The following is a 10,863-nucleotide window of genomic DNA, read 5'->3' as shown; positions in this document are numbered from 1 at the left end:
GCCCAGCCGCACCCGCGGCGCGAACCAGTCGCCGCCCGTCACCTGACCGGCCGCCACGCCGCGCCACAGCACCGCGCCGTCCGGCGTCACCGCGAAGGCCGCGTCCTCGTCCGCCGCCAGCCGTCCCAGCCGCCGCGCGATCTCGGGCGTCACCGCCTGCCGCGCCGCATGCCGCAGCGCCCGGTCCTCGAGCGCGCTCGATCCCTTGTCGAGCTGGAACTCGACCCCCGTCAGCCGCCCGACCGCATGCCCCTCGACGATGACCGCGCCATCAGCCTCGACCTCGGCGACCGCGTCCTCGGTCACGTTCAGGGCCCGCATCAGGGCGGTGGTGCGACGGTCGACGAACCGCGCCGTCAGCCGCTCGTGCAGCACGTCCGACAGCCGTTCCTCCAGGGCCTTGGTCCTGTCGCGCCAGCCCTGCGCCTGGTCCAGCCAGTCGGGCCGGTTGGCGATATAGCTCAGCGTCCGCACCCCGCTCAGCCGCGCCGACAGCTGGTCGATCTGGCCGTCGTCCCGATCCAGCTCGGCGAAGCGCGGCGCGATCCAGTCGGCGGTCAGTCGCCCGCGCTTGCCGGTCAGGGCCTGGAAGATCTCCTTCGACAGCCGGCCGTGCTCGTCCAGCGTGGTCTTCTGGAAGTCGGGCAGCTGGCACGCCTCCCACAGCCGCATGATCGCCCCGCGCGACCGGCCGACGCGCGCCACATCCTCGTCCTTGATCAGCCGCCGCAGCAGGGTCTCGTCCAGCGCCGGCTGGGTCAGGTTCAGCCCCCGCACGCCCGGCATCACGGTCAGGGAGCGCAGCAGGTCGGGCAGGGTGTCGAAATCCAGCCAGGCGTTGCGCCACTCGGCCCCCTCGACCGGATCGAACCGATGCTCGACCACCTGTTCGACCAGATCCTGATCCAGCTCCGTCGCCTCGCCCGTCACCCCGAAGGTGCCGTCGCGCAGGTGCCGTCCGGCCCGCCCGGCGATCTGGCCGATCTCATGCGCATGCAGCCAGCGCGTCCGCCGCCCGTCGAACTTGCGCAGGCCGGCGAAGGCGACATGGTCGACCTCCATGTTCAGCCCCATGCCGATGGCGTCGGTGGCGACCAGGAAGTCGACCTCGCCCGACTGGAACAGCTCGACCTGGGCGTTGCGGGTGCGCGGACTCAGCGACCCCATGACCACGGCGGCCCCGCCGCGCTGGCGCCGGATCAGTTCGGCGATGGCGTAGACCTGGTCCGTACTGAAGGCGACGATGGCGCTGCGGGCCGGCAGGCGGGTCAGCTTCTTCGACCCTGCGTAGGACAGGGTCGACAGCCGCTCGCGCGACACGATCTCGACATCCTGGACCAGCGACCGGATCAGCGGCGCCATGGTGCCGGCGCCGAGAAACATGGTCTCGAACCGGCCGCGCGCATGCAGCAGCCGCTGGGTGAAGACGTGGCCGCGCTCGGGGTCGGCGACCAGCTGGATCTCGTCGACCGCCAGAAACTCGACCTGGCGCTCCAGCGGCATGGCTTCGACGGTGCAGACGAAATAGTGGGCCCGCGGCGGGACGATCTTCTCTTCCCCGGTGACCAGCGCCACCGCCGAAGCCCCGCGTCGTTTGACGATCCGGTCGTAGATCTCGCGCGCCAGCAGCCGCAGCGGCAGGCCGATCATGCCCGAGGCGTGGCCCAGCATCCGCTCGACCGCCAGGTGGGTCTTGCCGGTGTTTGTGGGCCCCAGCACCGCGACGACGCGCGAGGGGGCCTGTCCTGTGCCGCGGTCGCTCATGATGCTGAAAAGGTGGCGGTTCGCGGCGGGTTCCTCAAGCGGCGCCGCGACGATTGTCCCCGACCGTAAACAGGGCAGCGCGATCCGGCGGAACAGGGGCGAAACGAATCAGGACCGAATCACCGACACGGCCCGATTCGGGGTTTGTTCACCCCAACATATTGTATCTTAAGCGGGATTAACCACAACCGCGGACGCGTCGGTTCGTTGGACGGCGCGACCGGATTCCGAATTCGGATGTGCGGAGGCGTTCGCATGCTTCCCCGCCGCGTCATCACCCGCTAGGTCAGCCTGCGTGACCCCGTAGCTCAGCCGGATAGAGCAAGGCTTTCCTAAAGCAGAGGTCGGGGGTTCGAGTCCCTCCGGGGTCGCCACTCACCGCTTGCGTTTGAAGATCATCACCGCCGCCATCCCCAGGATGACGACGGGCACGAGGATCAGCAGCCCCGACAGTATGCGTTCGATGTCCATGGCCGCGCCCCTCCCCGGGACGGGCGCACCGGGCGCTGATCCCGGTCGGAAGTCAAACAGCGCTGCCTAGCGCCATCTCGAGCCTTCGCCGTGCTTGCCGTTGCTCTCGAACTCCGGCGGCGCGGCCTTGTGGATATACTGTTCCGACACCAGCCAGCCCTTCAGCGGCCGCAGCACGGCCAGACAGCCGATGACCAGCAGGGGCATGGTCACCGCCATATGCACCCAGATCGGGGGGTGGACGGCGAACTCGAACCACATGAACAGGGCCATGCCCACGATCCCCACCGCGCTCATGCCGAAGAAGGCGGGGCCGTCGGCGGGCTCGGCGAAGCTGTAGTCCAGGCCGCAGGCCGGGCAGGCGTCGCGGATAGTCAGGAAGCCCTTGAGCAACGGCCCCTCGCCGCAGCGTGGACAGCGGCAGCGCAGGCCGGTCGAAAGGGTGTTCAGACGGGGATACTGGGGCTCGGTCACAACGGGATCCTGACAGGAAGACCGCATGGCATGTCGGCCTGCCGGACCGCCGCCGCAACCCGTCGTGATGTCGCGGGACCGCCCGCTCAGGAAGTCGGCTCGCCCCGTGTCGCGTTCCAGACGAAGACGAAAGACCGCTGCTCCGCCCAGGTCTGGCCCTCGACCCGGTCGCCGTTCAGGCAGGCGGCGGTGTGATAGGGGCCGACCCCGTCCGTGGTGCGGAAGGACACGCACACCCGCCCGTTCTGGGCCTTCCACCGCCCGGCCTCGATCGTGCTGTCGTAGAAGTCGCCGCTGACCGTGCCGTCCGCCGCCAGGGTCAGGTGCATGGCCTTCACATAGGGCTGGGCCGGATCGGCCGAGAGATCGACAGCCCAGGCGCCGTTCATGGCTTCGGGGGTCGGCCCGGTCGATTGCAGAAGGGCGGCGGCGAACAGGGACAGCAGCGACATCGGACCTCCGGTTTCCTGCCACAGCTACGCTTTGATCGCCCGCCCGGATGCCGGTGATCGGTCACCAACCGTTAACCGCGTTGAAAGGCCGGTCGCGCGAGGGTGCGCGCGTATGTCCGGGGCCTCCGTCAGCAAGCGCGTTCTCAAGACCTCCGTGGCCGCCGCCGCGGCGGGCGCGGTGCTGTTCGCGCCCATGGCCCCGCTGGCCCAGGAGGCCGCCGCGCCGCTGGATCCGGTCTCGATCCGCATCGGCGCCAACGCCGAGTTCACCCGCATCGAGTTCGCCGGCGTCATCGGCGCGCGGTCACGCGTTCGTCGCGAAGGCCAGGACATCGTCGTCCGCATCGGCTCGACCGCCGCGCCGGACGTGTCACGTCTGAAAGTCGATCCCCCGCGCGGGGTGGCCAAGGTCGAGACCCGGGCCGTCCAGGGCGCCACCGAACTGGTCCTGACCCTGGCCGAGGGCGCCGACGCGCGCACCGGCTCGGCCGACGGGGCGGTCTATCTCAACCTCTATCCGATCGCCCCCGAGGCCCCGGCGGCGGCTGCCGCCGCCTCGGCCGTGGCGACGGTGCCGGTCGCTGCCCAGGCGACGCCCGCCAAGGTCAGCCTGTCGTTCGACTGGCCGACGCCGGTCGGCGCCGCCGTCTTCCGGCGCGGCAAGGCCGTCTGGGTGGTGTTCGACACGCCCGCCCGCCTCGACATGCCGGGCGACGGACAGCTGGGTCCGGCCTCCGACGCGCGCTGGACCGCCGGCGCCGACCACGTCGCCATTCGCATCGCCGCGCCCGAAGGGCTCGCCGTCTCGGCGGTTGCGCAGGGTTCCACCTGGACCGTCACCATCGGCGGCCAGCCCGTCGCCGTCGAAGGCGTCGCGATCGACCGTCAGGATGGGGGAGAGCCGGCTCTGGTCGCGCGCATGGCCGGGGCGACCCGGGCTGTGTGGCTGACCGATCCGCTGGCGGGCGACCGCTTCGCCGCCGTCACCGCCCTGGCGCCCGGCAAGGGCTTCGCCGACCGGCGCCGCACCGTCGACCTGGCCCTGCTGCCGACCGCCCAGGGGTTGGCGGTGGAGACCCTGGCCAGCGATCTCGCCATCCAGGCCGAGGGCGATCTGGTCACCCTCAGCCGCCCGGGCGGCCTGACCCTGTCGCCGCCGTCCGCTGCCCTCGACGCCGCCTCGGCCGAAGATGGCGCGCCCCGCCGGGCGAAATACGCGGCTCTGATCCTCGCCGAATGGGCGGACGCCGGCCACGGCGGATTCTCCGCCCGCTATCGCCAGCTGCAGGACGCGGCGGCGCAGGAGGCCATGGCCGCCGGCGACGATCCGCGCGCCCCGGCCGAGGCGCGATTCGCCCTGGCCCGTTTCCTCGTCGGCTCCGGTCTCGGCTACGAGGCCATCGGCGTGCTGAACAGCATCATCGCCAAGGCCCCCAACATGGCCGGCGAGCCCGAGCTGCGCGGCTTGCGCGGCGCGGCCCGCGTCTCCATCGGCCGGATGGACGAGGCCCAGGGCGACTTCGCCTCCGCTGCCGTCGCCGCCGACCCCGCCTCCGCCGTCTGGCGCGGCTATATCGCCTCGACCCAGGGCGACTGGACCTCGGCGCGTCAGGCGTTCGCGGCCGGCGCCGAGGCCGTCGACGCCTTCCCCGCGCCGTGGCGGGCCCGGTTCGGCGCCGCCCACGCCCTGGCGGCGCTGGAGACCGGCGACCTCGACGCCGCCCGCGCCCTGCTGGCCTACAGCTTCAGCCAGGACGCACCCGCCGCCGACCAGCTGACCGCCCGTCTGGTGCAGGCCAAACTGTTCGAGCTGGACGGGCAATCCGATCGGGCCCTGGCCGTCTACGCCGCCATCGGCCGCGCGCCGCTCGACGCCGTCTCGGTGCCGGCCAAGCTGGGCGTCGTCCGCCTGTCCCTGGCCAAGGGGTCGATGAAGGCCGACGCGGCGGCGAAGGAGCTGGAAGGCCTGCGCTGGCGCTGGCGCGGCGACGCCACCGAACTGGCCGTCATCCGCCAGCTGGGTCAGCTTTATCTGTCGCAAGGGCTCTATCGCGAGGCCCTGACCGCGCTGAAGGGCGCGGGCCCGGGCCTGAACCGGCTGGAAGAGGCGGCCGAGATCCAGGCCGATCTGGGCGGCGCCTTCCGCATGCTGTTCCTCGAGGGCGGCGCGGACGGGTTGCAGCCGGTCCAGGCGCTGGGCCTGTTCTATGATTTCCGTGAACTGACCCCGATCGGCGCGGACGGCGACGAGATGGTGCGCCGCCTCGCCCGCCGCCTGGTCGACGTCGATCTCCTGGACCAGGCCGCCGAGCTGCTCAAATACCAGGTCGACAACCGGCTGGAGGGCGTCGCCAAGGCCCAGGTCGCGACCGACCTCGCCACCGTCTATCTGATGGACCGCCAGCCCGAGCCGGCGCTGCAGGCGATCTGGAGCTCGCGCACCACCCTTCTGCCGTCCGCCCTGAACACCGAGCGCCGCGCCCTTGAGGCCCGCGCCCTGATGGACCTGGGCCGTTTCGACCACGCGCTGGAAGTGTTGGGCGCCGACGCTTCGCCCGAGGCCCGCGAGGTCCGCGCCGAAGTGTTCTGGAAACAGCAGAAATGGCTCGAGGCCGCCGCCCTCTACGAGGCGCGTCTGGGCGACCGCTATCGCGATCCCGCCGCCCTGGCCGCCGCCGACGAGGCCCGTCTGATCCGGGCGGGCATCGGCTATTCGCTGGGTGGCGACAGCGCGGCCCTGGGGCGGTTGTCGCGCAACTTCCGACCCTTCGTGGCCGGGGCGCGGGCGAAGACGGCCCTGTCGATCGCCCTCGACGACGGCGGCGCGGCGCCGGGAGATTTCGCGGCTCTCGCAGCCTCGGCAGACACCTTCGCCGGCTGGGTCGCGGACATGAAGCTCGAACTCAGAACGAAAACGGGCGGGAACCGACCCGCGGCGCCCGCCCGTCCTGCGTAAGGAGTCCCCGGCGAACCGGGGACGGTCTTACTTGTTCACCGCATCCTTGAGCGGCTTCGACACGCGGAAGCGCACGGCCTTCGAGGCGGCGATCTTGATGGTCGCGCCGGTGGCCGGGTTGCGGCCTTCACGGGCGGCGCGGGCGGCGGTGTCGAACACGCCCAGGTTCGAGATGCGCACGTCGCCGCCGCCGGTCAGCGACTTGTGGATGTTCTTGACGAGGGCGTCGAGCATCCGGCCGGCGTCGGCCTGGCTGACACCGGCGTCCTTGGCGACGGCGGCGATGAGTTCTGCTTGGGTGGTCATGTGGGTCGTTTCCCGATGTGAGCTCGCCCCGATTCAGGGGCGATGACGGACGGATTGACGCCGCTTTTTCTTCCCTTGGCAAGCGACTTCACGGCTGAAAGGCCCACGGGGTGGGGATTTATCCGCTACCGGACGCACGCTGGAAGCTCTCGACCAGGCTTCCGGCGACCAGTCTCCAGCCGTCCACGAGCACGAAAAAGATCAGCTTGAACGGCAGGGAAATCACCACCGGCGGCAGCATCATCATACCCATGGACATAAGCACGCTGGCGACCACCAGATCGATCACAAGGAACGGAACGAAAAGGAGAAATCCGATTTCGAAGGCCCGTTTCAACTCGCTGATCATGAAGGCTGGCGTGACCACCCTGAGGGGCAGGTCGGCGGCCGCCGTGGGGGCCTCCAATTGGGACAGCCGCACGAACAGGGCCAGGTCATCCCTGTCCACCTGACCCAGCATGAAAGTCTTCACAGGTTCCGAGGCCGCATCGAAGGCCTGGGGCAGCTCCATCTGCTGGTCCAGCAGGGGCCGGATGCCCGAATCATAGGCGTCCTGCCAGGTCGGAGCCATGACGATGGCGCTCAGGAACAGGGCCAGGGACACCAGCACGGCGTTCGGCGGAGACTGCTGCATGCCCAGGGCCGTGCGCAGCAGGGACAGCACCACGATGATGCGGACGAAGCTCGTGGTCATGATCACGATCGACGGCGCCAGCGACAGCACGGTCATCAGACCGACCAGCTGAACCACCCGTTCGGTCAGGCCCGAGCCGGTGCCGAGGTCGACGTTGATCGCGGCGCCCGGCCCGCCCGCCGCCGCCACGTCCTGCGCCAGGGCGACCAGCGGCCACATCAGGCAGAAGCCGGTGGTGATCAGCGACAGCATCGCCGCGCGCTTCAACTCGGCGCGGGTGGGCAGGACGAAGACGCCCTTCAGGGTCACTTGGCCGCCTCCGGCCCGCGCGGCTCGATCAGTTCGCGGCCCTCGCCGAGAATCAGCAGCCGCTCCTCGTCGTCGATACTGACCAGCACCAGCCGCCGCGCCGGGTCCAGCACCAGAGTCTCCACCACCTTCATCCGGCGCTCGCCGCGCTCGGCGCTGAGTCGCGCCAGCAGTTGCGGCGCATAGCGACGCGCGGCCCAGGCGGCCAGGCCGATGATGCCGAGGGTGAAGGCGAGGGCGAAGATCGCCCGGGCGAGGTCGAGGAAATTCATGCGCCAGACTTCGCCTGACATGGTTAACGCCGCATTGAGATAACCCCCCGTTAACCATGCAGGCGGCAGTTTCTGCCCATCTCAATGCGGGCGATCCACGCCCGAGGAGGCTCCCGTGGGCTTCACCGACCTGCCGCTGCTCAGCCAGATCAAGGGCCGCCTGTCCTGGCTGGACGAGCGCCAGCGCGTCATCGCCCAGAATGTCGCCAACGCCGACACGCCCGGCTACGTCGGCCGTGACCTCAACCAGCCGACCGATTTCGCCCGGGCGCTGGCCGAGGGCGGCGGCGGGGTCCGCATGGTCCGCACCAGCGCCATGCACATCGCGCCGGCCGGTCCCGCCGCCCGTTTCGACTCCCGGGCCGCGCCTGATTCGGAGACCACGCTCGACGGCAATTCCGTCGTCGTCGAGGAACAGATGCTCAAGATGGCCGAGAGCCGCATGGCCTATGACGCGGCCATCGGCTTCTACCAGAAGTCCATGCAGATGCTGCGGCTGGCCGCTCGCCCGCCGGGCCGTTGATCGAGGAATAGCCGATGCCTGACCCGATCCCGCCGCGCAATTCGGCCATGGCCGTCGCCGCCAGCGCGCTCAAGGCCCAGCAGTCCCGCATGCGCGTCATCGCCGAGAATATCGCCAATGCGCAGTCGACCGCCCAGGTCGCGGGCGGCGAGCCCTACCGCCGCCAGATCCCGGTCTTCCAGGCGCGCGAGATCGACGGCGCCACGGGCGTCACCCTGGCCGAGGTCCGCCTCGACCAGGGCGAGTTCCGCTCCGAATATGATCCTTCCCATCCGGCCGCCAACGCCGAAGGCTATGTGCTGCGTCCCAACGTCGACACCCTGGTCGAGGCCATGGACATGCGCGAGGCCCAGCGCGCTTACGAGGCCAACCTCAACGTCATCGAGACGGCGCGCGCCATGGACATGCGCATTCTCGACCTGCTGAAGAAATAGGACTGAGCCATGAACCCCTTGGCCGCGGCGCGCGCCTATTCGGCGATCCAGGGCACGGAGATGCCGACCGCCCCCGTCAGCGGCGCCCAGCCGTCCGGCTTCGCCGACATGCTGAGCAGCGTGATGGGCGACATGACCCAGGCCTCGCGCGCCGCCGAGACCCAGATGACGTCCGCCGTCCAGGGGCAGGGCAGTCTGATCGACGTGGTCACCGCCGTCTCCTCGGCCGAGGCCTCGCTGGAGACCGTCATGGCGGTCCGCGACCAGGTCATCTCGGCCTATCAGGAGATCATGCGGATGCCGATCTGACGGCTGTTCAGGCACCCCCACACTTTTGGCATGCCGGTTCCGACCCCCCTCAGCCCTCCAGCGAGACGACCGGCTGGGTGACGGCCACGGAGCGTCGCGAGCGGCCTTTCAGCCAGGCGCGGATGCGGTTCTGGATCGGGGTGTCGATCAGGTTGTGGAACAGGAAGGCGAAGACGAAGGCCGCCGCCACGCCCGCCACCCACAGCGCCCACTGGGCGGCGACCGGCAGGGCGAATTTGGCGATCGCCACATTGGCCACGCCGAACCAGGCGATGCGCACAACCTCATTGGTGATGAACATCGAGAAGGAAACCTGGGCGGCCTTCTCGACCCATTTCGACGGACGCAAGGTCGGCACCGCTCCGGCCGCCAGAATGATGGTCGAGATGCAGACCAGCGAGATCAGGGCGTGTTTGTCGAAATACTGCACGAAGGCCAGCATCAGAGCCGCCCCGATCCCGGCCCAGCCGGCCAGCGTCGGCGCGATCCAGACCTTCTGGGCGAACCAGGCCAGGGCCATGCCGAGGAAGAACAGCGGCAGGGCGCGGATGAAGCCGAAGCCCAGGGGCATCTGATAGACGGGGTAGCCGAACAGGCTCCAGGTCAGCTGGTTGGCGACCAGATAGACGCCGACGCCCAGCGCCAGCACGCTCCACGGCCCCAGCCGGACCAGTCCCTTGAGGATCCACGGGAAGGCCAGGTAGCAGCCGATCAGGGCCGAGATCGACCAGCTCGGCGCATTCCAGCCATAGCCGCCGGGCACGCCGAACGCCTGCACCAGCCCCAGCTGGGCCGGCAGCTGGTCCCAGGCGAACCATTCCGGCGCCCGCGGCCCGACGCCGATCGCCGTCCCCCCGACGACCAGGGCGACCAGGCTCAGCCCCATGATGATGTGCGCGGGCCAGACCCGCAGGAACCGCTTGGCGAAGAAGTCGCCGGCCGACATCCGGCCCCCGGCCAGCGAGCCGCCATAGACCCGCATCAGCACATAGCCGCTGTCGATCAGGAAGAAGTTGGTGAGCAGGAATCCGCCCCGCTCGAACACCGGGTGCAGGTCCTCGGCCAGGACCACCGGTCCCGCCCCCTGGAAGTGATGCAGGATGATCAGCGCAGCCACAATGAAACGCAGGGCGTCCAGCCACCCGCCGCGCACGATGGGCGGTGTCTCATTTCGGGTCGAAATCGCGGTCCAGGCCATGGAAAACACCTCTTCTGAGGCGAATTCCGCAAGGACCGGGCCGCGTCAGACCGTGTCGATCAGGCCCGACCGCACACATAGATTGTGCAGGTGGAGTGGCCGCCCGTCAGGGGGTTGTCGAACGCCACCACCTCGGCGCTGACCTGTTCGAACACCGCCTCCAGCACGGCGATGAAGTCCGGATCCGGCCCCTCGTCCGACCACATGGCGAAGACACCGTCATCCGTCATGCCCTCCCGCAGCCGCCGCAGTCCCGCGGCGGTATAGAATCGCGCGTGGTCCGGATTCAGCAGGGCGCGGGGCGAGTGGTCGATGTCGAGCAGGACGACGTCATAGCGGTCCGCCGGCGCCCGCGGCTCATCGAACCAGCCGAAGAAGTCGCCGTGTTTCAGATGACAGCGCGGCTCCTGCCCGAGGCTTTCGCCCAGCGGCACCAGTCCCGCCTCGTGCCATTCGATCACCGGGGCCAGGGCGTCGACCACATCAACCGACGTCACCCGTGCGTCGGCCAGCGCGGCGCGCGCCGTGTAGCCGAGCCCCAGACCGCCCACCAGAACCCGCAGCGGTCCGTCCCTCGCGGCCGCCAGGCCGCGAACCGACAGCTCAGTCTCGCCCACGGTGAACAGGCTCGACATCAGATGCTCCTCGCCGAGGATGACCTCGACCACATCGGCGTCGATCGCCGCCACCCAGCGCCTTCTCAGGATCAGCGGCCCCATCGCCGTCTGCCGATAGTCCAATTCCTCGATCAGCCGGCCCAT

General features: G+C 69.9%; 12 protein-coding genes and 1 tRNA gene. 5 read left to right on the top strand and 8 right to left on the bottom strand.

Going from position 1 to position 10,863, the window contains the following annotated elements; genetic code table 11:
- Positions 1–1,764: helicase-related protein (locus tag B2742_RS03965; protein ID WP_292063234.1), on the bottom strand; the 1,764-nt coding region annotated here is incomplete at its 3' end.
- Between the two features lie 297 nt (positions 1,765–2,061).
- On the opposite strand from B2742_RS03965, the gene B2742_RS03960 reads away from it, so the two are divergent.
- Positions 2,062–2,138, top strand: a tRNA-Arg gene (locus tag B2742_RS03960).
- Between the two features lie 163 nt (positions 2,139–2,301).
- On the opposite strand, the gene B2742_RS03955 is transcribed toward B2742_RS03960, so the two are convergent.
- Together B2742_RS03955 and B2742_RS03950 are read right to left on the bottom strand one after the other, a co-directional pair.
- Positions 2,302–2,709 (bottom strand): DUF983 domain-containing protein, encoded by a 408-nt coding sequence (locus B2742_RS03955; protein ID WP_292063232.1) that lies wholly within the window; start codon positions 2,707–2,709, stop codon positions 2,302–2,304.
- Positions 2,710–2,795: 86 nt separating this feature from the next.
- A complete protein-coding gene (locus B2742_RS03950; protein WP_292063231.1) occupies positions 2,796–3,161 on the bottom strand; it encodes a hypothetical protein in 366 nt (121 codons plus the stop codon).
- A gap of 112 nt (positions 3,162–3,273) precedes the next feature.
- On the opposite strand from B2742_RS03950, the gene B2742_RS03945 reads away from it, so the two are divergent.
- Positions 3,274–6,117 (top strand): hypothetical protein, encoded by a 2,844-nt coding sequence (locus B2742_RS03945; protein WP_292063228.1) that lies wholly within the window; start codon positions 3,274–3,276, stop codon positions 6,115–6,117.
- A gap of 27 nt (positions 6,118–6,144) precedes the next feature.
- On the opposite strand, the gene B2742_RS03940 is transcribed toward B2742_RS03945, so the two are convergent.
- From B2742_RS03940 to B2742_RS03930, 3 genes are all read right to left on the bottom strand, one after another.
- Positions 6,145–6,423, bottom strand: coding sequence for an HU family DNA-binding protein (locus B2742_RS03940; RefSeq protein ID WP_292029467.1), 279 nt, complete (start codon positions 6,421–6,423; stop codon positions 6,145–6,147).
- A 118-nt stretch (positions 6,424–6,541) separates the two neighbouring features.
- Positions 6,542–7,309 (bottom strand): flagellar type III secretion system pore protein FliP, encoded by a 768-nt coding sequence (gene fliP / locus B2742_RS03935; protein ID WP_292063243.1) that lies wholly within the window; start codon positions 7,307–7,309, stop codon positions 6,542–6,544.
- Between the two features lie 53 nt (positions 7,310–7,362).
- Positions 7,363–7,638: a FliO/MopB family protein gene (locus B2742_RS03930; RefSeq protein ID WP_292063240.1), complete on the bottom strand. Its 276-nt coding sequence runs from the start codon at positions 7,636–7,638 to the stop codon at positions 7,363–7,365.
- A gap of 115 nt (positions 7,639–7,753) precedes the next feature.
- Between B2742_RS03930 and flgB the strand changes: the two genes are divergently transcribed.
- From flgB to B2742_RS03915, 3 genes are read left to right on the top strand one after another with little or no spacing between them, the layout of a single operon-like run.
- Positions 7,754–8,161, top strand: a complete 408-nt coding sequence (flgB, locus tag B2742_RS03925) for a flagellar basal body rod protein FlgB (protein WP_292063225.1) — start codon at positions 7,754–7,756, stop codon at positions 8,159–8,161.
- Positions 8,162–8,175: 14 nt separating this feature from the next.
- A complete protein-coding gene (flgC, locus tag B2742_RS03920; protein WP_414633042.1) occupies positions 8,176–8,595 on the top strand; it encodes a flagellar basal body rod protein FlgC in 420 nt (139 codons plus the stop codon).
- A 9-nt stretch (positions 8,596–8,604) separates the two neighbouring features.
- On the top strand, positions 8,605–8,904 hold the full coding sequence (locus B2742_RS03915) for a flagellar hook-basal body complex protein FliE (RefSeq protein ID WP_292063222.1): 300 nt from the start codon (positions 8,605–8,607) through the stop codon (positions 8,902–8,904).
- Between the two features lie 49 nt (positions 8,905–8,953).
- On the opposite strand, the gene B2742_RS03910 is transcribed toward B2742_RS03915, so the two are convergent.
- Both B2742_RS03910 and B2742_RS03905 read right to left on the bottom strand, forming a co-directional pair.
- Positions 8,954–10,102, bottom strand: a complete 1,149-nt coding sequence (locus tag B2742_RS03910; RefSeq protein ID WP_292063219.1) for an acyltransferase family protein — start codon at positions 10,100–10,102, stop codon at positions 8,954–8,956.
- 59 nt (positions 10,103–10,161) lie between these two features.
- On the bottom strand, positions 10,162–10,863 hold the full coding sequence (locus B2742_RS03905; protein ID WP_292063216.1) for a hypothetical protein: 702 nt from the start codon (positions 10,861–10,863) through the stop codon (positions 10,162–10,164).

The sequence above is a fragment of the Brevundimonas sp. UBA7664 genome (genome assembly GCF_002483305.1).
In the GTDB taxonomy this organism is placed as follows: Bacteria; Pseudomonadota; Alphaproteobacteria; order Caulobacterales; family Caulobacteraceae; genus Brevundimonas.
The sequence above is the reverse complement of the archived record's forward strand: the minus strand, read 5'-3'. Positions and strand labels throughout refer to the sequence as shown.

Bases quoted from the DNA above. Each gene is read 5' to 3' on its own strand.
- flgC (WP_414633042.1), top strand. From the start codon at position 8,176: ATGCCTGACCCGATCCCGCCGCGCAATTCGGCCATGGCCGTCGCCGCC.
- B2742_RS03930 (WP_292063240.1), bottom strand. From the start codon at position 7,638: ATGAATTTCCTCGACCTCGCCCGGGCGATCTTCGCCCTCGCCTTCACC.
- B2742_RS03940 (WP_292029467.1), bottom strand. From the start codon at position 6,423: ATGACCACCCAAGCAGAACTCATCGCCGCCGTCGCCAAGGACGCCGGT.
- B2742_RS03950 (WP_292063231.1), bottom strand. From the start codon at position 3,161: ATGTCGCTGCTGTCCCTGTTCGCCGCCGCCCTTCTGCAATCGACCGGG.
- B2742_RS03945 (WP_292063228.1), top strand. From the start codon at position 3,274: ATGTCCGGGGCCTCCGTCAGCAAGCGCGTTCTCAAGACCTCCGTGGCC.
- B2742_RS03905 (WP_292063216.1), bottom strand. From the start codon at position 10,863: ATGGGCCGGCTGATCGAGGAATTGGACTATCGGCAGACGGCGATGGGG.
- B2742_RS03910 (WP_292063219.1), bottom strand. From the start codon at position 10,102: ATGGCCTGGACCGCGATTTCGACCCGAAATGAGACACCGCCCATCGTG.
- B2742_RS03915 (WP_292063222.1), top strand. From the start codon at position 8,605: ATGAACCCCTTGGCCGCGGCGCGCGCCTATTCGGCGATCCAGGGCACG.
- fliP (WP_292063243.1), bottom strand. From the start codon at position 7,309: ATGCTGTCGCTGATCACCACCGGCTTCTGCCTGATGTGGCCGCTGGTC.